Annotated in this window: 17 protein-coding genes; 1 reads left to right on the top strand and 16 read right to left on the bottom strand. The window is 57.9% G+C overall.

Features of this window, described 5'->3' with window-relative positions; translation table 11 throughout:
* The first annotated feature begins 1 nt into the window (after position 1).
* Entirely contained in the window at positions 2-1,084 is a 1,083-nt protein-coding gene (locus M9Q49_RS00700; protein WP_254506630.1) for a TIR domain-containing protein, read from the top strand.
* Here the strand turns inward: M9Q49_RS00700 and M9Q49_RS00695 are convergent.
* The 16 genes from M9Q49_RS00695 to M9Q49_RS00620 form a co-directional block, all read right to left on the bottom strand.
* On the bottom strand, positions 1,081-1,854 hold the full coding sequence (locus M9Q49_RS00695) for an Abi-alpha family protein (protein ID WP_254506629.1): 774 nt from the start codon (positions 1,852-1,854) through the stop codon (positions 1,081-1,083). The two genes, M9Q49_RS00700 and M9Q49_RS00695, sit on opposite strands and share 4 nt — an antisense overlap.
* Positions 1,855-2,136: 282 nt before the next feature.
* Positions 2,137-3,261 carry an IS607 family transposase gene (locus M9Q49_RS00690; RefSeq protein WP_261365097.1) on the bottom strand — a complete coding sequence of 375 codons (1,125 nt, stop codon included), beginning with the start codon at positions 3,259-3,261 and terminating at the stop codon, positions 2,137-2,139.
* A 306-nt stretch (positions 3,262-3,567) separates the two neighbouring features.
* Complete coding sequence (locus M9Q49_RS00685) at positions 3,568-4,602, bottom strand: hypothetical protein (RefSeq protein ID WP_254506627.1); 1,035 nt, start codon at positions 4,600-4,602, stop codon at positions 3,568-3,570.
* A gap of 716 nt (positions 4,603-5,318) precedes the next feature.
* Positions 5,319-5,606 carry a hypothetical protein gene (locus tag M9Q49_RS00680; RefSeq protein ID WP_254506626.1) on the bottom strand — a complete coding sequence of 96 codons (288 nt, stop codon included), beginning with the start codon at positions 5,604-5,606 and terminating at the stop codon, positions 5,319-5,321.
* Complete coding sequence (locus M9Q49_RS00675; RefSeq protein ID WP_254506625.1) at positions 5,603-6,070, bottom strand: DUF420 domain-containing protein; 468 nt, start codon at positions 6,068-6,070, stop codon at positions 5,603-5,605. The genes M9Q49_RS00680 and M9Q49_RS00675 overlap by 4 nt, the downstream gene beginning before the upstream one ends.
* A 12-nt stretch (positions 6,071-6,082) precedes the next feature.
* Positions 6,083-6,901: an SCO family protein gene (locus M9Q49_RS00670; RefSeq protein ID WP_254506623.1), complete on the bottom strand. Its 819-nt coding sequence runs from the start codon at positions 6,899-6,901 to the stop codon at positions 6,083-6,085.
* A gap of 31 nt (positions 6,902-6,932) precedes the next feature.
* Complete coding sequence (locus M9Q49_RS00665; RefSeq protein ID WP_254506622.1) at positions 6,933-7,403, bottom strand: cytochrome C oxidase subunit IV family protein; 471 nt, start codon at positions 7,401-7,403, stop codon at positions 6,933-6,935.
* 46 nt (positions 7,404-7,449) lie between these two features.
* Positions 7,450-8,838 (bottom strand): cytochrome c oxidase subunit 3, encoded by a 1,389-nt coding sequence (locus M9Q49_RS00660; RefSeq protein WP_254506621.1) that lies wholly within the window; start codon positions 8,836-8,838, stop codon positions 7,450-7,452.
* 35 nt (positions 8,839-8,873) lie between these two features.
* Positions 8,874-9,776, bottom strand: a complete 903-nt coding sequence (gene cyoE / locus M9Q49_RS00655; protein WP_254506620.1) for a heme o synthase — start codon at positions 9,774-9,776, stop codon at positions 8,874-8,876.
* Positions 9,773-10,771 (bottom strand): COX15/CtaA family protein, encoded by a 999-nt coding sequence (locus M9Q49_RS00650; protein WP_254506619.1) that lies wholly within the window; start codon positions 10,769-10,771, stop codon positions 9,773-9,775. The genes cyoE and M9Q49_RS00650 overlap by 4 nt, the downstream gene beginning before the upstream one ends.
* Positions 10,772-10,913: 142 nt before the next feature.
* Positions 10,914-12,725, bottom strand: coding sequence for a cytochrome c oxidase subunit I (locus M9Q49_RS00645; protein ID WP_254506618.1), 1,812 nt, complete (start codon positions 12,723-12,725; stop codon positions 10,914-10,916).
* Positions 12,726-12,734: 9 nt separating this feature from the next.
* A complete protein-coding gene (gene coxB / locus M9Q49_RS00640; protein ID WP_254506617.1) occupies positions 12,735-13,538 on the bottom strand; it encodes a cytochrome c oxidase subunit II in 804 nt (267 codons plus the stop codon).
* 53 nt (positions 13,539-13,591) lie between these two features.
* A complete protein-coding gene (locus M9Q49_RS00635) occupies positions 13,592-14,821 on the bottom strand; it encodes a c-type cytochrome (protein WP_254506615.1) in 1,230 nt (409 codons plus the stop codon).
* A gap of 98 nt (positions 14,822-14,919) precedes the next feature.
* On the bottom strand, positions 14,920-15,867 hold the full coding sequence (locus tag M9Q49_RS00630) for a hypothetical protein (RefSeq protein ID WP_254506614.1): 948 nt from the start codon (positions 15,865-15,867) through the stop codon (positions 14,920-14,922).
* A 23-nt stretch (positions 15,868-15,890) separates the two neighbouring features.
* Positions 15,891-16,661 carry a hypothetical protein gene (locus tag M9Q49_RS00625; protein ID WP_254506613.1) on the bottom strand — a complete coding sequence of 257 codons (771 nt, stop codon included), beginning with the start codon at positions 16,659-16,661 and terminating at the stop codon, positions 15,891-15,893.
* Between the two features lie 152 nt (positions 16,662-16,813).
* A complete protein-coding gene (locus tag M9Q49_RS00620; RefSeq protein WP_254506612.1) occupies positions 16,814-21,946 on the bottom strand; it encodes a hypothetical protein in 5,133 nt (1,710 codons plus the stop codon).
* Positions 21,947-22,035: the final 89 nt, after the last annotated feature.

Below are 22,035 nucleotides of genomic sequence, written 5' to 3'. Positions count from 1 at the left end.
GGTGCGTTCTCCTTTGCTGTGTGTACGATTGAACCACAGTTTTTCAGCCTGTCAAGGTTCGAAAATAGCCCTCGCCAACTCACGCTCGCTCTACGCTAGAATGAGGGGTTTCACAACGTCAAAGGAACGCAAGTCTATGCCCAAGCAGCCCTATGTTTTCATTGGTTCATCATCCGAAGGTCTGAATGCGGCGAAGGCGATTCAGGCCAACTTGGAGTACGCTTGCGAGTCGCATATCTGGTCGCAGGGCCTATTCGGACTGAGCGAAGGAACTCTGGAAACGCTTGTCAACAAAGTCGATGCGTTCGATTTTGCAGTTCTCTGCCTCACTCCCGATGACCTAACCATCAGCCGGGGTGAAGAGAAAAAGTCACCGCGCGATAACGTGGTTCTGGAACTAGGCTTGTTCATGGGCAAACTTGGCCGCGAACGTGTTTACATCGTTATCGACCGAGATGCGAATGCGAAAATGCCGAGCGACTTGGCGGGAATAACGCCAGCGGCGTACAAGAAGCCAGACTCTGGCAACTGGCAATCGGCGCTTGGCCCAGCAACTACGGCAATCGAGAACGAGATAAAACGGCTTGGCCTGCGGAAGTCGCCGTACTACGACCTTGGCTTTCAAATCTCATGGTTCGCCAATGGCAGCGGAATAGGCTTTCATTTGGTGGTCACGAATTGCGACGTCAAACCTTTGCCGCCACACACGCTCTCTCTGCATCGGCCGAGTAACTCGTTTTCGCTGTTTGACGCAGCAAGAGCTGGCGAGCAACTTTCTACCCAGGTTCGTGACCACTCACTCCTCATTTGGGAAGGGGCGAATGCAGACAGTTTGACATTCTTGGTCAAGCACTTGCTTGGCATCGGCCCGCATCGACAGCCTTTGACCGATGAACAGGTTGGCGAGTTCGTGTTTGAAATCAAGCTTCAGGACAGCAACACAGTTCTCTACCAGAGCAAGGAACTTGGCACGCTGCTGGTGAAATTAATTCGGCATTTTGCCAATGACGCCAAACCGAACGGGGTATTGATGCCGGATGAGTTGGGGACGCAATTTGCGAAATTTCGGAAGGTTCCCTGTTAGTCGGGCGAAGATTCGGTGACCTCTTCACCCTGGAATTGGTCAGGTAAAACCGCTTGACAGAACAGCCTGCCAAGTGGAGTCAACTTGATTTCATTGCGATTGATTTTTTGTTCGACGCGAATGCCGGTAAAATCACTATCCTCGATTCCGCCGCTGTAAATTTGCTGGCGATGTTGCAGCTTGACCTCTGGCTGCTCAAGTAACGTAAGCCCTCGCAGGTGAGTAAGGTACAAGTCGAAGTTCTTTCCGAATGGTCCGGTCCCCTGGTAGTTCGCCTGAAAAAATAACGGCAAGCGGGAGTGCCTCAGGTCTTTCGCAATTTTCCATACGCGATAGAGAAATAATGCTTCATCGGCGCTAAGCTGAGCGATGATACTTGCAAATGCTGGATGCGCTTCGTCGCGCCGCTCCTTGTCAATCGCTCGCTTGAGTAGATTCAAGTAAAGCTCGGTTAGCGGGTCATCGTCGCGCTGGTAACGTAGTTTTTCCAGTACCGGCCCGGCAATTTCTGGGGCTGCTTCGATTTGCCGCTCTGGTGGAACATCGTTTCGCACGATGCCCATAAAGCGAAGAATTCTCACGCGAGCAATCGATAGCAAATTGAACGGCAGTAGGAATAACCGCAGCCCATCGACTACATCGGTTAGCCCCTCGCCCGTCGATTTCATCGCGTTGGATAGCCCATCGTCGTACGCCTTATTGGCCACTTCAGAATTGAGCACTTCGCCAACACCCGCCAAGTCATTGATTCCACCATCACCTTCGCTCATTTACTGACCCCTTTCATCGGATTAGAAGCTATTCGCCGTAGCGGTCAACAGATTGCCAGCAGTCAACAAAAAAGGTATCCCGCAGTATGCAGAATGACCTCATGTTGTTTTCACTGACTGGTGAAGCGAACGGTCAACCGGGTAGATTGGCCGCGACAAGCTCCCCGTTTTTGCCTCACTCAGCCGAACCGTGCCCCTGCACTGCGGACGGCTTCGAAACGATTTTCAGCGTGGCTGAGCCATCGCTGCGAGAGAGAACCTAACATCGGCTCACATGACCAGTTAAGCCGTTGTGACGCTGTGCGGGATGAGGTTGAGTCCTGTGTACAGGACCGAATCGCCGTTTTCCGTCACCGAGACATTTAGTTTTCGAACATGCTCACTCAGTTTTTCCAGGCATAGCTTCCGGCTTACGCGTCGTTCGCCATTCGCTTCGCAGTAGTCGGCGTACGCTTTGAGAATGCGGGACCGCTTCACCTTTGAACCTGGCCCGCCTGCTCTGAGCTTGGCCCGTAAGAATGTGTCGAAGCTCCCGGCCCCGCGTTGCGGTTTAGCAAGAGAGTTGGTGTTCACACTTTTTGCAATTCGCCGCACCACCTGAATGCTGAACGTCTTGCCGTCTGAACACACGTTGGCCTTGGCTTGTTCAAGTTGCCGGTGAATGCCGCGCACGCTCACGCCCTTGGCTCTCAGGTTACAGATTAAGTCGAATGTGGCCTGAGGAACTTCGCTAAACCTCGCCCGGTTTTTGTTGCCGCGTTGGCCGTAGATGCTCATGTTCGCCACTTGGCTCAGCGAGAGAATGTCGGCAACCAGCTCATCTATCAGGCTCTTAGGTTCTTCCGATTCGATTTGAACAATCTGGATTCCCTTCGTCTCGCAGATTGCCTTGAGCAGGTTGAACCCGAACCTAATCAGCCGGTCGCGGTGAGTGATGACCAGGAACGCGTTGTTCAGCTTGCCGTTCAGAATGTCGTTAACCAACGAGAGCAGACCAGGAGCGTTGTAATTCAGCCCTGATGCTATACGTACGTACTTATGAACGGTGCAACCGTCCTCGCCCCATCGTTCATTCGCGTACGCCTCTAACCGTTGAACCTGCCTAGCCAAGTCCTCTTTCTGGCCACTGCTCGACACCCGGGCGCAGAGAACCACCGTTGGCTTTGAATCGTTGCCTGAACAACTCCCTTGCTCTACAGCCGTCAGGCCAAGCCATTCGTGAACGTCTTCGAGTTTGAAACGGCGATGCGATTTGCCGTCGAAGCTGGCCGCGTTCAGCCGGTAACTTCGCAGCCTGCCCGCGTTGGCCGCGTTCCTCGCCGTGTTCACATGCACTTTGAATCTCCTGCTGAGTTCCCCGATTGATAGCCACTCAGACGACGTTGCAGGTGCGCAGCTTCGCCCCATAGAATCGACGACAGACATTGCTTGCTCCATACGCAAGTGATGTTCAGGCGGGGGTGAACGCGTCAACGTTCACTCTCGCCGTTTTCATTTCGGGCCAGCGACAGAACGCCGAACCCAGCGAAGGAAACACCCCTCGCCGCTGAGATTATGGGGACTGAAGCAAGGGAAGATGCCTCAAAAAATCTGACATCGGCTCACAACGGCTACCCTCGCCTACTCTGTATTCCTCGCTGACGCTTATTCCAGCGGCCCACTGCCTGCGACCGCCACCATCGAATACGGAGTATTCGACGACAATGAACACGGTCACGATCCACGAGGCCGATTCGCCCAGCGGAATTCGCCGGTGCCGGGCGGTTCGTCGTCCGGTACATGCTGCACCGGCACGCAGTAACCCCGAACCAGCGCGCTGACCGGGGTCGGTGGCCGCTGGCGAGCCCCCTCGGCCGGCGGAGCGTTATATAACAGGTGATCTGTTTTTATTTTCGATGTAACCGCTGGTTGCTGATTGTCTTGCGACGTTTTTCTTTCGTTCTTGCATAACACTTTATTGCATTCTGCGGAGGAACTCTTCAGCTTTTCATCCTCGACGACTGTCGGCTTCTGGTTCGAACTCTTCTGCTCCACCACAGCCGTCACGCACGCCAGCAGCGGCGCGTTCGCTGGTATCTCTTCCGCCAGCGTCTCCTCCGCCACTGCCGCCGCCGCGATCACTTCGGCATTTCGTTTCTCGGCTTCTTGCTGCCACATGCCGGGCACGCCTTCATCGCCAAGCGTGTCGAAGTCGCCGCTCATCACCTTTCGTTTCACGCCGCGATAAAGCTCTTCGTCGACCATCTTCGGCGGCTCCGGCACACGCCCGTTGTTCGACACATCGACATTGCCGCGCAGATCAAAGCCCTCGAATTGCACGATCTTGTCCGCGGCGAGCAGCCCAACCTTGAACAGCCGATCATCGCCATCGCGCACCTCCACCGTCCGCTCCTCGACCTCCTCGCCCTTCACCTTTCGCACCTTCACTTTGTGCTTCGTCTGCTTCGACGACTGCCACGCGACCACGGCCTGCTGATGCCAAAAAACCAGCCGATCGCGATGATCGCGTGCCGCCACCCGCAACTGCTCCTCGCGCGAAAACTGCTCCATGCCCGGCGGCGCGGGAAGCGCTCGCCACTTCCGCACCCGCCTGACGATCGCACTCACGCGCGGCTGCTTGATGCCATGCTCGGTCGCCACCGCCGACTGCAACCGCTGCTCGATGACCACCGCTTGATAAATCTGCCGGTCGCGCTGCGACACCCGCATCTCAATCGACCGCAACGGATTCTTCGACTTGGCAGGCATGAGACGACTCCTAGAAAAAGGAAGTGAAAACGAAAGCCAACATGCAATCACACATCGCCAAAACGCTGCACGCCACAAAGCACGTGCGCAGCACGCTTCACTCCCTCGCCCCGCCTCGGGAGAGGGCCGGGGTGAGGGGTTAGCAGCGCTATCGACCTAATCTCAACACAGTCCCATCAGCCGCCGGGCGCTAGCCCCCGGCTCTTACCTTCACTCGCAGAAGAAGCCGGGGGCTAGCGCCCGGCGGCTGATGGGACGACCTGAATTTTCGCGACATAGTGGACGGTTGTCAACTAAATAGCGCGATAAATACGCTGCCATTAGGAAATAACTCATAATGCATCTCCTGAGATATTTGGCAAAACTATCTGCCAAATAGAGCCGCTCTAAACTTCCAGCCCCCTCACCCCAGCCCTCTCCCCGGAGTACCGAGGCGAGGGAGTAAGAAGACGGCTATGTCGCCGAATACTCCGTATTCGGTGGTGGCGGTCGAAAGCCGAGGCTCGCTGGAATCAGCGCCAGCGATATTCCAGCAAGTTCGGCGAGTTGATTTCGCAGCGGCTTGTGATCCACCGCGACGCACTCGCGCTTCAATCTCAGAGCTTCCACGTCCACTCGCCGAACGCCGGAATTTCGCGGAGCTCATTCCTCGGGGAGTTGCTGTTTAACGTCAACCCATCGAATACGGAGTATTCGACGACAATCTCTGTACGGGGCTAGCTCTGCGAAGCAGGTTGCTCAACAACCACCGCAGCTTGTTCGAGGGCTTCGCGAGCATAGGCGCGGCGGACTTCCCAGTAGAAATAGCTTCCCATGCCGGTGAAGATCAAAATCGGCATCGAGAGCATAAAGAGGATGCTCCAGAAGTAACCGCGGGCGATGTTATACGCGGCGGGATCGCCGGCGATCTGTTCCTTGCAGCCGGGGCACGCTTCGGCGGCCAGCGCGCAGCAAGCTACGATCAGCAGGGCGGTCAGGCAGCGGAGAATGTGGCGGGCTTTCATGGGATCGGCACCTGCGGAACAAACCATTGATACAACATCAAGTATACGATCACGCCCGTAACTGAGACATAGAGCCAGATCGGAAATGTCCAGCGAGCTAGGCGAATGTGCCGCTGCCGCTGGTCCTTGAGGCCGAAGTAAATCGTCGCGATGGCGAGAAACGGGACCAGGGCCGCGAGGATGACATGCGTGATGAGGATCGGATAATAAAACCAGGCCGCCGTTGGATAGGTCGCGGCGGGAAACATCTTGCTTGTTTCGCCGAGGACCTGATGTCGCAAGCCGTGATAGGTGAGGTAGCAAGCAAGGAAGACGACCGACACGCCGAAGCAACTGAGCATGCACCACTTGTGGGCGACTTCGCGGCGCTGCTTGATTAGCACCCAACCGACGACGAGCAACACCGCGGCCAGACCGTTGAGCGATGCATTGATGTGCGGTAGCACACGGACGAGAGATTCCACCCGGCAGGTTCCTTACGGCGCGGGTGTTTCTGATTTCGGTGCTTCCGCTGGAGCCGCTTCTTCAGCTGGCTTCACTTCTTCCTTGGGCTCTGCTGCCGGCTTGCCTTCTTTTGCGGCCTTGGCGTTGGTAATGGCTCGCTCGATCATCGCGGTCCGTTCGGCAGCGGCGGCTTTCACTTCTGGCGGCGGTTCGGTTTCGACGAGGAGCTTGTCGAGCGTCAGCTTCAGATCGACCAGCGACTTGCCGTCTTTCCACGAGAAGCTGCCGCGCGGATTGTTCCACTTGTCGCGGACTTCGAACTTCTCGGTGTGCGTGAACCGCTTGAGCGGCACTTGATAAATCTCTTCGGCGATTCGCTGAATGTACGTGAGGTCGCCGGTGAGGAACCACCAAGCTTCGCCGTTGTTGGCAATGTCGAACCGTTTCTCGGCGACATACTTATTGAAACGTGAAGGCGTATCGTTTTCGGGATCGCAAGTGATGCTGACGAACTGAACCCCCTTGGGTCCGAATTCCTTCTGCACGATTTCGTACTGCCGCTGCTGCGTCAAGCACTCGGCGGGGCATGTCGAAAAGAAGAAGTTAGTCACCGACACGCGGCCGGCCAAATCGGCGGTGCCGAGTTTGCGGCCGCTCCGCTCCGTGAGCGTGAACTCCGTCAGAATCGGCTCGCTGGCCGACGGCGGCTTGATCTCGTAACCCTGATCGATCGCCGAGTGCGACGGCCGCACTTCCACGGCGGGCAAGCTGTATTTGATGCCCAGCCAAACGAAGGTGATCCCCATCGCAACGAAGAGGACACCCAACCACGCCAACACTGCCTTACTCATATCTCACCAATCCGTCGAAGCCGAACTTCGACTACTTTTTCTCGGCAGGTGCGTCGTGCGAATGACCCTCGTGGTGCTCGTCGTGATGTTCATCCGTGTGGGCTGCGCGGGGAGTGGCCGAATACAACCAGCGTTCATCGGAATAGGTTCGGGTGCGGCGGCCCACGTCGGGAACGAGCATGAGCACGAGGAACAGGCTCATCATGCTGGCCGGCACCGTGAGGACGTACTTCCAGTTGGCTTCCCACTTGAGATGCATGAAGAACAGCATCACGAGCATGGCTTTGGCACAGGAAACGGCCATCATCGCGGCCCACATCACCTGCGGAGCGTTCACCCGCAGCGACTGCGAGTTGCCGACCAGGAACGACAACAGCGTGAGGACGCACAGCGAAACGAACACGGCAATGTAAGTACCGAGGCCGCCATGCGAGGCATGCTTGTCGATGTTGGTCGTCGGGCCTAAGTGCTGGCGCTCGACTTCTTTTTTATCGTGACCCATGAACCACCTTGTATGTCGGAGGGACTTCAATTGTCCCCATGTATTTTTAGAACAGGTACAGCAGCGGGAAGAGGAAAATCCAGACCAGATCGACGAAGTGCCAATACAGGCCGACGTTTTCCAGGATGTGAGACTTGCGCGAATCGAGTTGCTTCGGCAGGATCAGCGCGAACGCAATCAAGCCGACGAGCACGTGAATCGCGTGAAAGCCAGTCATGAGGAAGTAGGTGCTGGCCCACATATTGCCGCTGGGAATCATCATCGGCAGACGGAGCCACTTCTCGTGTTCGTTCAAACCGCCGTGAGCGTTCACCAGCACTTCTTGAGCATTCAAGCGGCCGTCCATCAACTTCACCTCGGCGTCGAGGGGCACGAGATCGGCATCGATCTTGGCCATCTCGTCTTTGGCCTTGTTCAATTCCGTGGTGGCGGCAGCGATCTGCGAGTCGATCTGCTGAGCTTCGGCAGGCTGGTCTTGCACGGCGACAAAGGTCGTGCCGCCAGCCTCAGTGCTGGTGGTGCCAGCCGGCTTGGCGAGGTTGGCCTTCTTTTCGTTCAATGCCTTGATGTCGGCTTCGAGCTTCACGTGCTTTTCAGCTGCGACAGCGCGGGCCTTGGCCAGATCAGTCTTGTGAATGTTGACCGCGTTTTTCTTCCCTTCGACTTCGGCGTATTCGTCTTTGAGAATGCCGACGATCTTCTCGTGCTTCTTCTCGGCGCTCTCGTGGCTGTGATCGATCGGGTAGATCGACATGGCCAGGCGTTCCATGGCGACATGGCGACGGAGGGTATCGGGATCAACGGCAGCGATCGTTTCGGTCCACTTCACGTAGTCGAGGAGCTTGGTCAGCGTGTCGAGCCGTTTGGTCTCTTCGTCGGTCAGCTTCGGCAGTTTTTCATCTGTTTCGGAGGCGCTCTGCTTGGACTTCAACGTGTCGAATTGGGCGGCCAATTTCAGGCGAACGTCTTGCAGATAATAAACGTCTGCCTTTTCGTGCAGCAGGCTGCGGGGAGCGGCAGGATAAATGCCGTGGGCGAACTTCGAGCGGTACTCGACCATCTTCACGCCGAGGAACACCGAGCCGAGGATGAGCGTGAGGAACAACCAGCCGCGGGCCACGCTCACGGCGTTCGACTTCGACGCTTCGTAAGCGAGCACGATGGTCACGCTGGAGCAGATGAGCACGAAGGTGTTCATCGCGCCGATCCATTCGACCAGGTGCACGTCGTGCGGCAGCGGCCAGCTGCCCGAGGGAGCGCCGAAGCGGAGCACGATGTACGCGCCGATCAAACCGGCGAAGAACATGATTTCGGTCGACAAGAACAGCCACAAGCAAAGCTTGCCGTTCGGAATCGGCAGGCTGCGCTGGTACTGCAGCTTGAGGTGCCCGTGGCCATGATCGTCATGGCCGTGATCGTGTGAATGGTCCGACATAGCAAACGTACCGTTTCGAGCGGGAATTAAAATTGTTACAGGGCAGGCCAGGCAGCCAGGCAAAGGCAAGGCAACGTGGCGGGCAAATAAATCAGCGACGCCAACAATAGTTGGCGCGACGTTCGTTCGTTTTGATTCAGGAAAAACCGCCAGGCAAAATAACCTTGGCCGATGGCGAGCGAAATGAGCAAACCACCAGCCATCATCGCAGCCGCGGTGCGCGGACCGGCGAGCAAACCGAGTGGCAGCAGCGCGAGAACAATTGCAAAGCTGATTGCTTGCCAAGCCGCGAGGCGATACGTCTTGTCGACAACCGTAGCCATTTGATGGCCCGCTTGTTCGTAGTCATCGCGATACAACCAGGCGATGGCCATGAAGTGCGGCAACTGCCAGCAGACGAGAATCGCAAACAAGACCACGATGGGAGCGTTGAGCTCGGCACCCGTCGCCGACCAGCCCATGAGCACGGGCATGGCGCCGGCCACCGCGCCAAACCAGGTGTTCCAGCTGCTGAGCGTTTTCATCGGCGTGTAGATCAGCACATAAGCAGCCCACGTCGCCGCGCCCCAGAGGACCGACGCGGGATTGTTGGTGACGAGCAGCAGCCCGCTGCCGGCAACAAATGTGGCGGTCGCAAATAGCAACGCTTCGGTCGACGACACCCGGCCACTCGCGATCGGCCGGTTGGCCGTGCGGACCATGCGGCGGTCGAGATTTCGCTCGATCCAGTGATTCATCGCGCTCGCACTAGCACCGACGAGCAACGTGCCGAACGCAGCCGCGAACATCACGGCCAGGCTGCAACTGCCGCTGGTCGCGATATAGCAACTGGCCAGCACGACCAGAAACACAAACGCGCCGATGCGTGGCTTGGCGAGTTCAACGTAATCGAGAATGCGCGACGCAGATTCGCGGCGACTGATGCTGACAGTGCTCATGCGGTAGGCCTCACGAGCAACAAAGGAGCAGCAATGGCCACTGCCGGCCGCCAGTGACGCGACGCTTGCAGCGACAGAATCACTGCCGTCGCCAAAATCAGCGAGCCATTGGCAACGTGCGCGGTGGAAATAACAGCCTGCAGGACAGACTTTTCGTAGTTGACGTGTTCGGCGGCGAACTGGAACGAACCCATCCAGCCCGGCCAACCGTATTTGACAATCCAAGTGGCAGCGCCGAGGGAAACTTGCACGACAATCAGAGCCGACAATAAACCGCCAACCCAGCGCGAAACATTCCGGTCTCTGCCAAACAGCACCTTGCCGGAAAGGAGCAGCGCCTGACCAAGCAGGATCATCGCCATGACGATGTGCAGCAGCGCTACCGCGCGGAAGAATCCCGCCGAGCTGGTCACTGGTACGTGTCGCACCAGGGCGCCGAGCACGAGCTGCAGGTAGCAAACTCCGGCAAAACCCCAGGCTGCCGTCGAGAGCGACTGCGGGGCTTTTTGTTCGCCCAGCGGTCGCTGAGCGAAGCGCGGTGACGTGAGCGTGGCAAAGGCTACAACCAACACGAAGAACACAGGTCCCGTGCAACCATGCAGCAGCGCGAACATGCGATCGTCAAGACGCACGCGAATGCCACCGAGGACGCCCTGGAGAATCACGAGCACGAGCAGAGCCAGCGAAAACTGCAGCAACCAGCGCGGGCACTTCGACAAGTAAGTGGCGACCACGAGCGCGATCATCAGCATGCCAGCCGTCGCGCCGAGCATGCGGTGACCGTGTTCAATGAACAGATCCCAAGGCCCGAAGAACCAAGTGGTCCAAGGGTAGAGGAACAGGTTGTAACCATAGGTACCCGGCCAATCGGGCACGGCCATGCCGGCGTCATAGCTTGTCACCAACCCGCCGACCCAAATCAGCGGGAAGATAACCACCGCCGACAGCAGGGCCAGGCGGTGAGGCCAGCGATATGTCGAGGTGGGGTTGGTCATGGTCACAGTCGTCTTTCGCTCCGCGAAAGAACGCGTCTTCTATTTGGGTGGGGTTCTGTTGGGGTTGTGAAATCGATTGGCGTTCGGACTACCGCAGACGCGTCCTTTCACGGAGTGAAAGGCGACTGTCGGAGCGAAAGTTCTAGTGGTGATCCGGAGCCTTATAACGCCGGGCCGGATCGGCCGGTGGCGGTTGGGTCTGCGGATAGAAATCGGTGTCGACTTCCGGCGAGCCGTATTCGTACGGGCCGCGGTAGACGATCGGTTGGAAGTCGAAGTTGCCGTGTCCCGGCGGGCTGGGTGCAGCCCACTCGAGGCTGTTGGCACCCCAAGGATTCCGGCCGACCACCTGACCGAAGAACATGCTCTTGATGAAGTTGAACGCAAAGATCACTTGCGTGGCCACCATGCCGATGGCGCACCAGGTCATGAAGCGATTCATCGGCAGCAAGTGGCGGAACGTGTCGTAGTCATACGGATCGGCCAGGCGACGGGGGAAACCGACCGCGCCCAGAATGTGCATCGTGAAGAACGTGCCGTTGAGGAACAGGAACGTCAGGAAGAAGTGGACCTTACCGAGGTTCTCATCCATCATCCGGCCGAACATTTTCGGATACCAGAAGTAGATCGAGCCGAACACCGCCATCGCCGTGCCCGCGAAGAGCACATAGTGGAAGTGAGCGACAATGAAGTACGTGTCGTGAATGAAGATGTCGACCGGCGTGGCGGCCATGAAGATGCCCGACAACCCGCCGATGATAAACATCGAGACAAACGACAACGCAAAGAGCATGGGCGTGGTGAACTGAATCTTGCCGCCCCAGATCGTGCCCAACCAGTTGAACACCTTCACTGCCGACGGCAAGGCGATCATCATCGTGCTGACCATGAACGTCATACCGAGGATCGGATTCATCCCCGAGACGAACATATGGTGACCCCACACGATGAAGCCGAGCCCGGCGATACCGGAGATCGAGTACACCATCGGCTTGTAACCAAAGATCGGCTTGCGAGCGAAGCAGCTGATGATGTCGCTGACCATACCCATCGCCGGCAAAATCATGATGTACACGGCCGGGTGCGAATAGAACCAGAACAAGTGCTGCCACAACAACGGCTGACCACCACCGGTCGCCGGCGCGCTGTTATTCACCACGAGGCCATCGGGCAGGAAGAAGCCCGTGCCGATCAAGCGGTCCGTCAATTGCATAAAGCCAGCAGCCGTGAGGACCGGCAACGCGAAGGCTTGCAGAATGGCGGTGATGAACATCGCCCAAATCGTGAGCGGCAGGCGGAACATGGTCAGGCCTGGCGCACGCATCTGGATGATCGTGGTCATGTAATTGACCGAACCCATCATCGACGACACACCGACAAAGGTCACGCCCAGCAGCCACAGCGATTGCGGCCAGTGACTGCCCGGAGCAGCATCCCAAACCACCGACAACGGCGGATACGAAGTCCAACCACCACCAGCACCGTAGGGCGGGAACAAAAAGCTCATGCCGATCAGGATGAAGGCTGGCCACATGAACCAGTAGCTGAGCATGTTCAGCGTCGGAAACGCCATATCGTCGGCGCCGATCATCAGCGGGATCAGGTAGTTGCCGAACGCGCCGGCGAGAATCGGGATGATCACAAAGAAGATCATCACCGTCGCGTGCATCGTAAACAGCGTGGTGTAGAACTCGGGCGAGATCTGGCCACCCTCGGCGCTGAACAGCATCCGACCGATCACCGGCATGTCTTGCCAGGGATAGGCCAGCTGCCAGCGAATTCCCAGCGCGAGCAAGCCGCCGACCAGGAACCACAGCAAGGTGGAAAACAGGAACTGCAGCCCGATGATCTTGTGATCAAGCGAGAAGACGTAGGTGCTGATGAACTGCCCGACACTCATGCCAGGAGCATGCGTATCGTGGCCACCATGCGGTTGAATTGCGGTCGTACTCATTGCTTTGCGTTACTCTCCCGCGGAAGGTGCGAAGGACGAAACCTCCTGCTCCTGCCACGCCTGTTCCAGCCATTTGTCGAAATCGGCCCGCTTTTGCAGCGTCATTCGGCCGCGCATCTTGTAATGTCCCCAACCACACAACTCGGCACAGACGATGTCGTACTTGCCGGTGCGATTAGCTTTGAACCACACAAACTGTTGCATACCCGGAACCACGTCCTGCTTCACGCGCACGTGCGGCAGGAAGAAGCTGTGGAGCACGTCCTGGCTCTTGATGAGCAACACCACGTCTTCGTTGATGGGCAGGTGCAAATCATTGACCTTGAGGATGTCGTCCTGCGTGCCGACGATGCCATCCTTGCCGGCGTAGCGAATCCGCCACTCAAACTGCCGGCCAGTGATCTCGGCGATCGGAGCCTTCGGCAAGCCATCGACCTGCGGCCGTTCCAGCTTGGCGTTGGCCCACACCTTCATCTGAAAAATCGCAATGAAGAGGAGCGTCGCGGCGGGAATGATCGACCAAACGACTTCCAGTGTGTGACTGCCGTGAAAGTACTTCACCGGCTGCGTTGTTTTTTCCGCGTCGTACGCCCACAAGAACCAGAAGAACACAACGCCGGTTGCGATGAAGATCACACCGGTCAAGCCGAGGATGAACAGGAACAGTCGATCGATCCAGATCGCTTCATTGCCGCCGATGTTTTCTGGCAGCCAATGATTGACCATGCCTGGCCAACCAGCCATCGCCCAGACAAACACGAGGACGCCGACGATCGGCACCATCAAAAACAACAAACTCCAAAAACGACCCACGTTATGTTCTCCTCGCCATCCGGCAAGTGTGCTGACTGATTTATGGTGCTGTCTTACTTGGCCGAATCTTGAACGTTGATGGGATCGCGTGCTTGCCGCGGATCGCTGATCGGTTCGTAGGCCAGCGACTGCACGTAATTGACGATGTTCCAAATGTCGTTGTCCGACAACACCTCAGGCTTGAAACCCGGCATCGGCGTTCCTTCGATACCGTTCCGCACGCGCCAGAAGATATCGAGCGGGCGACGGCCGCCGCGGAACACACCCTGCCGCAAGTTACGCGGGCGGATGTTGCGGGGCTCGAGCATGCCGAGGTGAGTAAACTCGCGAATCAATTCCGGGTTACGCACGCCGGTCGGCGCGATGAGTTCTTTGGTCCATTCATCGAAGCCGGTCAACTGACCATCGCCCAATGCCGTGATGCCGTGGCAGCTGAAGCAGTTGGCCTTGGTGCCTTGAAACAGCGCGCGGCCGGCTTCCTTGGATTTGATAAATTCTTCGGGAGTGTAATTCGGCCGAACGCTTACGCCTGTCGCATTCGCTTCGGCTTCGAGCCACTTGGTCACCACGCCAGCGGTTTGGTCCTTAAGCATCGTAACTTGCTCGGGGTTCGGCTCGGCGGCGTTGCTGATCAACTTGTCTTCAGCACCTAGTTCGCCGGCTGCATACAGGTTGAGCAGATTCCGTTCGACTTCACCGCGAATGGCCAGGTACTTCACGTATTCGACGATCGCTTCGATTTCGTTTTCGGGCAGCAACAGGAACGAGGGCATCGCCGTACCGGGAATGCCATCCTTGATGATCCGAGTCAAGTCTTCGTGCGTCGGCTTGAAGCCCACGGGGGTCGACTTGAACTTGAACTGTCCCTTGCGATAGTCGCGCGGATAAGGATTCAAAAAGGCAGCCGTCGGCCCCATGCCGTCGCCGGTCACGCCGTGGCAGTGAGCACAATGCTCGCGATACAAACCAACCGCCCGCCCACTGGCATCGCTGCCAACGCCGCCGGCTGCGGTCTTGAGATTGTTGAGCCGCATGACCTTGGCGACATCGAGCTCGCCGAGCGCCGGAATCGAGGGCTCGTTCGGCGTGCCGAACTGGGCGGCCAAGATTTCATCGAGAGCCTGCAGCTGCTCCGGCTTGAACTTGAATTCGGCGCCGGCTTGCTTTTCGGTGAGCCGAATGAAAGTCACATACCGCTGAAACTGGGGCGGCGGCGAGCCACAGCCGGCGGCAAACATGCCGCAGCCGAGCATCGCCAACATCATTATCCAACGCAGATTCATAAGTCTCATCCCGTTCGCGGGCAACAAGGCCGCGGGGCAAATCCAAGTGCGGGTTAGCAAATCGTTGTATTGGTTACGTTGTATTAGCTACGTATTCGTTACTTCGGCACATCAGCAGCATCGAGCGTGACGTTCAAATCCAACGGCATGTCGGCCGTGAGCGTCTTCTTGAAGCGGCCCTTTTTCCAGGACTGAGCAGCGGCAGCGCCGCCGTTTTCCTGCACGCTGACTTTGCCCAGGAAGCCGACCTTTTGTTGCCAAACGGCAAACTCGAGCTCGACACCGGCGGGAACGTTCTTGATTTCGAACGTGCCGTCGGCAGCAGTGACCGCGTAGTAAGGATTGTTCCGCGTGAGGATCAACGCCGACATCCAAGGGTGAATCGAGCAGGCGACCGGATTGGGAACGATCGATTCGCCAATCGGCTTGTACTTCGTGCTTCCCAGGGCCGGCATCAACTCATTGAGCGAGGCCGCCTTGCTTCCCGCCGAAGGGCTGATGCTGGTGTTGTGGCCGACTTCGTCGCTGTTCTTGATCACCACCGTTTGAGTCGACCGCATAATGTACAAGTGACTCAAGAACACGCAGTTCTTCTGATCAAACGGCAGGGCCGTTTCCGCGGTAGCGGTGGCCGCATAGTCGGGGTGTTCCCACTTGGGATTGTTCGCCGGAAGTTTTGTCGTGAGAAAGATGGCGACATCTTTAATGCCGCCAGCACTGTCGACAACCATTTCCTCGCCAAGCACCGGCTTGCCACCGGGAGCGCACACCTGCGGATCCTTGGTGATCGCCAAGGCGAGCCGCACTGGCGGTGCGCCCGTGAGTTTGAACTGTCCCTTCACGGTGGACCAACCCGTTGGCTCAGCGGCTGCCACGGCTGTCGCCGCACCAGCTTCTGCTGCGCCGCCGCCGAACGCTTTTTTCAGCGAATCGACGTTGCTGGCCACCACTCGCGCATTTCCCGCCAAAGGACGCGCACAGCCATTCAGGGCGAGCGCGCCGCAGGCGAGCAACAAGGCGGAACTGAAGAGTACAAAACGATTCACGGGAAGGTTCCTGCTTTCAGACCTTACTTCTTGTTGATCACGTCGACGGGAACGCTGATTTCACCCAGGTCGACGTCACCCTTGACGTCGATCTCGATGCGACCGAGCTTCCATTCCGTATCTTTGCCGGCGAGCTTACCCTTGGTCACGAACCCGGCCTTCTCTTGCCAGATGACAAAGGTGTGCTTCCCTTCGGGAATGTTCTTGATCGTCAGTTCGCCCTTGTCGTTGCTCGAACCGAAGTACGGGTTGTCGCGAATCAAGATCCAACCGCTCATCCAAGGATGAATGTTGCAAGCCAACGGCATGGGGCGGGTTTCGGTCTTGGCGAAGGTCTTCTTGGTCGAGCCGCCAGCGGGAATCAATTCGTTGAAGGCTGGGTTGGCAAAGGTGTCGCCCTTGCTGTTGTGGCCGATGGGATCGGGGTTGCCGATGATCAGCGTTTGCGAAGTGTGGAGCAGCGTGACGCGCGGTTCGTAGCGGCAACCTTGGTTGTCGACTTTCACTTCCTTGGCGAGGGCAGCCGTCGCGGCAGCGCTCTCCGGGGCCTTCTTGCCTGCGGCGAGATACATGTACATCACGACGTTTTGCAGTTCGCCGCTGGCGCCGACCTTGATCGATTCATCGACCAGCATCTTCGGGCCGCAGAATTCCGGGTCCTTGTCGATCTTCAATTTGGCTGGCGTAGGAGCCGTGCCGGTGAGTTTGAACGTGGCCTTCAAGCTGCCATCGGCGGCAAAGGCGGACGACGCTACGGCAGCGACGACCAGCAAGGTAACAACGTGGCGAATCATCAGAGGACTCCGAGGTTGGAAGTCGCGACTGGCACCAGGGCTTGCCAGTCGAGGCGGGATGGAAAAACGCAGCAAATCATCATATCAGGGAATCAATCGCGGCCCCGCTCGGCATCCCGGCGTTTGCGGCACTGCGCACTAAATCCAGCACGTTAATTTTGAGTTCCAGCCGCAGCGGCTGGCGGCTCGGTCGGGGCTTTCGGAATCTGCGGCGCGATCAAGTTCTTTCGCTTCGAGTATTGATCGAAGTTCAGCAACAAATCGGTGACCGCATCGATGGCCTGCTCGCCGTCGCCGACGAATTGCTCGGGCGCGATCTTCGTTTGTTGATACTTGAAGTTCACCGGCATGCCGGTGTAGGGCAGAATCATCTTGGGATTGGCAATCCAATTGCGCACGTACTCGGGACGCAACCGGCGATAAACATCGGCCAGGTTCGGGCCGCGGTTGCGACCTTGGCCATCCGGTTGGAAGTCGGCGATGACGTGGCACTGAGCACAGTAGCTCTTCTTATCGATGAGGATCTTCATCGCGTCATCGAGCCGATTCGCATCGGTGCGGCCAGCTTTGCCCGCTTGCTCCGCATAGGCCGTTTGGCGTTCGGCCAGGCGACTGTCTTGCCGGGCTGGCGAAGCTTCGTAGGGATAGTTCGCATTGTCGACAGCAGCGAAGTAGTTCACGAGCTTCGTAGCTTCGTCGCGCGACATATTGAACTTCGGCATGCGGAGGAAAACCGCAGGACGAATCGGATAGGGTTCCAGAAGGAATTCGAACAACCAGTTGCTCTGCACCTTGTCACCTTCGCCGAACAGCGGCGGCGGGAGCCAGCCGTAGGCTTCAATACCGCTGGCGTTTTCCACGCCGGGCACAAAGACGTTGTTCGGATCCTGGGCCATCTTGGTAGCCCGCGGCGACAGATAACGAGTCAGCATGCCGCCATGACCTGTGTAGGCATTGCTTACCGTGCTTCCCGCGAGCGACACACTCGACAGGCCCGGCAAGAAGCCGCCGCCGGCGAGAGTCGTCGGGCGAACCACATCGACCGAGAGCTTCGTGGTCTTGGGGTCGTAGCGATCGTCGGGATTCAGTTCTTCGTTTTCAGCATTCACCAATTCCGGCAAGCCGGTGGGCTTGGTCAGCTTGGGAAGGCCTGAGATGTGAGCGTGCAACAAATTGCTCGCGTCCGGCGTAGCCGACTTGGCCAGCTCGACTGGCGTGAAGTGGGGCACGAGGAACGGATAAACCGGATCGGCCAGTTGCTGCGGCTCGTAAGTGCCGGGCGTGAAGGCCAGCTTGTACTTGTCGGCTTCCAGAATATGGCAGCCGCCGCAGTTGAACTTCTCGAGAACGATCTTGCCTTCCACAATCGCCTTGGCCCGCGGATTGGCTTTGTACAGATACTTCTCGCGCGGCGGCTCAGCGACGAGGCCCAGCACAAACGTGATCACGGCTTCACGATCTTCGACGCTGAACGGGAACTGCGGCATGCGGAGCCGTTCGTTGAACCGCTTGTTGAGCGTCTTGTCGTGGTCGTAGCTGCGGGGTTCCTTCAGCTTCTGATAGATGAAGCCGATCCGGCTGCCGCCGCCGAGTTCTGCTTGATAGTACTCCGTCGTGCCGGCAGGGACGTGGTCCTTGTGAGCCACTGCAGTCGCCGGTGCGGGTTCATTACCAGTCGCAGCGCCCTTGTCGTGGCTGTGAGCATCGCCACCCGCATCGCCGGTCTTGGCGACGGCGTGCTTGTCGTCCTTCGCATCATGCTTTCCATGGCCGCCGTGCTTCGCACCATGGCCATGCTCGATGTAGTGCGTGATGTGCTCGAACGCCAACCGCGAGGGATCCTTGCGACCCCAGTTCTGCAACTGCGTGCCGATCGGCTTGGCATCTTCGAAGCCCGGGATGTCATGGCAGCCATAGCAGCCATACTTCGAAACGGTCTTCAAACCAATGTAGCGCAGCCGCTGTTCATCGGTCAGCTTGCCCGTCTTCGTGATCAGTTCGGTTTCGGCACCCTTGAGTTCCGACCGCATCGATTCCGGCAGACCGGTGTAGTAGTAACCACCCTTGCCGTCGGGATTGATGACGTCGTCCTTGAAGAACGGCTCGTTGAGGTATTCAACGGTCAGGTCTTGCAGGGCCTTTTGTTGGCCGCCCGTCAGGCCAGCAGCGAGCTGCTCCTTCGAGAGGACCGGCTTCCATTTGCCGTCGTTATCCGACAGCAGGAACATGGTGATATCTTCGGCAGGATCGGCCCACTTTTCCTTCGGGTTGTCCTTCTCGTCCTTGTCGCTCGCATCGCGAACCTTGATCGGCTCGAGGAACAAATTCGGCATAACCGTGCGAGCGTGATACTTCGTCGGTTCCTTGATCCAGCTGTAGAGCCAGGCCGGGCCGTTCGGATTCGTTTCGCGCGAGAACTTGGCGCCGATATTCGACAGATCAGGTCCCTGCACGATTTCTTCTTTGGTGCGGAACTTGGCCGTGTCGGGGAATTCCTTGTGAGTGTGGCAGGCGAGGCAGCCGCGCGTTTCGAACTGAGTCCGACCGCGGGCAACCATGACTTCGTCCGACCAATCCGCAATCCCTTCAGGCCGCGGAATGGGCTGGAAGGTCTGCGAACGATCGTTGAGATAAGCGACCACACCGCGAACTTCGATCGGTTCGAGATTGTGCGAGATGTCGATTGACTGCTCGTCAGTCAGGTGATCGGTCAAGCCGAAGAACCGCGGCATGCGCGTGTTCTCGCGGAAATTTTTCGGATTCCAAATCCAGTCGTAGAGGAACGTGGTATCGACCTTCTCCTTGACGAACCGCAAGCTCGGACCTGCTTTGCGGAGCGTACCCGGAGCATCGATATCGCGGAGCATGCCGCCGAGGCGGTGCGTCGGGCCGGCGACTACTTGCTTGTCGGCGGTGACGGCAGCGTCTTCGTCAATCATCGTCATCAACCGACGACGGGTCGCGTCTTGATCGGGATGGGCAGACAATTGCCGGGATAGACGCATCATTTCGTCAAGTTGATTCTTCTGCTTGTTAGCATAGTCAAACTGCGCCGACGCGACTTTAAACTTCTCGGACAGGTCCTTCAGCTTGTCGGTCAAGACTTTCAACTGCTCCGTTTTCTCAGCGCTTTCTTCCGTCTTATTCAGCTCTTCAATCGCTTTATTCAGCTCATCAATCGACTTTTTCAATTCGGGCAGCGGCTTCGCCAATTCCTCGATCTTTTGATTCAGCTGTAGCGGCCGATTGGCAACTTCGAAGTCGAACTGCTGCGCGACGGCAAAGAAGTTCGGCTCGAGACGCAGGTCAGGACCAACCCGCTTCGACGGGCCGTCGTAACCGTTCACTTCGTGGCAGCCGTAACAGCCGTACTTACGAATCAAGTGATAGCCGTGCATCAGTTTGGCGGCCGGCGGATCGGGGAAGCGATCGCTGGGCTCGAGTTCCACCACGTCGTGATGGCACTTGAGGCAGGTCGCCTGCGTGAACCGCTCGGGATACATCGGATAGATCCAGTGATGGTTATTGAACCATCCCAGCTCTCCATCCTTCGACCAACGCTCTTGCTGAACCTGATCGTTGGGGGTGTGCGACGCCCATTTGAATTCGGTCGCACTTCCTTGACCTTCGTGGCAGATCGTGCAGGCGAACGTCGAGAGCTTGTGCGGGCTCGAGTCGCTGATGAACAGATCCAGGCGCGGGTGGGTGTTGTAGGGATGAGGCAAGCCACGGCGAATGGTAATGGTCACAGGCTTGCCGAGAGCGGCGAGGTCGACGAGCGTGGCAGCCGTGCGGGCCGCACCGCGATTTTGACCATACAGATCGCTGCCATCGACCGCTTCGATCACATCGGCGACCAGCAAACCGGCGCGATTCGGAATCGTTGTGGGCGGCGCCGGCGCGATGCCCGACGCAACCTGTTCTTGAATTTCAGCACCCGTCGGAAGTTGCTCACTCGCGGCTGCATTGATCGGCAAAGCAGCGGCGCCCGGCGATTGCGGTTCGACATACTTCACAATCACGTCGTCCGATTTAATGAGCCCACCATCGGCCAGGCGAATGCCGAGGTACTCGTCGACCGTGAACGGAATCGGCTGGCCCTTGTCGTCGAGTTCGGGCTTCTTCAACGCAGCGCGGATGGCTTTGATTTCCTCGGGCGTGCGCGGCACAAGGACGACGTCGAAGGAACGCTCTTCGTCAAACAGCGGCGAGGTAGGATCGCCTGGCAGCGACTTTTGCATCGCACCGTGGCAAGTCGTGCAGCGATCGAAACGGCGGACCTTGGCGTGCGTGTAGTCCTGCATCAAGTCCGACGACCACTTGGTCTCTGGCTTGCGCGTGGCGCCGAAGGCATCGAGAATCGGCAGATTCAAAATGTCCTTGCCGGGACCGACCCAAGGAAAGCCATCGTAGCTGACAAAATAGCCTTCCCGCTTTTCGCGGAGGGTCGTATCCAGTCGCTTGTGAGCTGCCTGAGCATCGGAGAGCGCCTTGCTGGCGGCATCGACGGGGGCGGTAATGTTCCGCAGGATGTTTTCCAGCTCTTTGCGGTGAGCGCTCAGGTGCTGGTACTCTTCCTTCAGAGCATTGAACTTGCCAACCTGTTCGTCGATCTTCTTTTGCGGGCCGACTTGGTCTTGGCCGTCGCGAATGGCGATGTCGAGATCGGCTTTCGCCTTGTCGACGTGAGCCGATTGAAACTTGCGCTGCAGGTTCTTGGCGTCTTCGTTGATCTTGGCTTGATTGACGTAGCCTTGCAGCGTGCTGACGATTCGGCTGCGCAACTTGGCCGCGGCCGCTTCCTTGGCCTCGGCTTCACGCATCGCGTCGCGGGCTGCAGTTTGCAAACCAGCGTCATTGAGCTTTAAATCGGCAGCAGCGCGGGCGGCCTTGGCCACGCCGCGAGCTTCGACAGCCTGTGTCGACGCAGCGCGGAGATCTTCGAGTTGCTTGTCGGCAACGCCGAACTTCCCTTCGTTCTGCTTCTTCCATTCCGCATCGAAGGCCAGCACGGCAGCCGGATCGATCGGCAACGCCTTGGCTTCGCTTTCGGCGATCGAAAAGCGAGCCACATTGGCCTGCGCCGTGGCCGTTTCAAAGGCGGCCTCGCGCAAGTGATTGAGGTTTTCTTCGGCTTTAACGTTGATGCGCTGATGATCTTTCCAAGGACGATAGTGATCCTTGTAGAACATCCAGACCGTAGCCAGGGTCAGCACGACGCCAGTCACCGCAAAGAGGCGGTGCATGAACGGCATGTTGTACCAGGTCGATTCGGTTGCGGGCATGATTACGATCTCCGCCTAGGCGGCCCTTCTAACAAAACTTCGCAGTCCAACTTCGCAACAAAACTCCCGGGCAACCCCGGCAAAAACAC

The sequence above is a fragment of the Anatilimnocola floriformis genome (assembly GCF_024256385.1).
Lineage (GTDB): Bacteria > Planctomycetota > Planctomycetia > Pirellulales > Pirellulaceae > Anatilimnocola > Anatilimnocola floriformis.
Note: the sequence above shows the minus strand (reverse complement) of the source record. Positions and strands in the feature narration are given on the sequence as shown.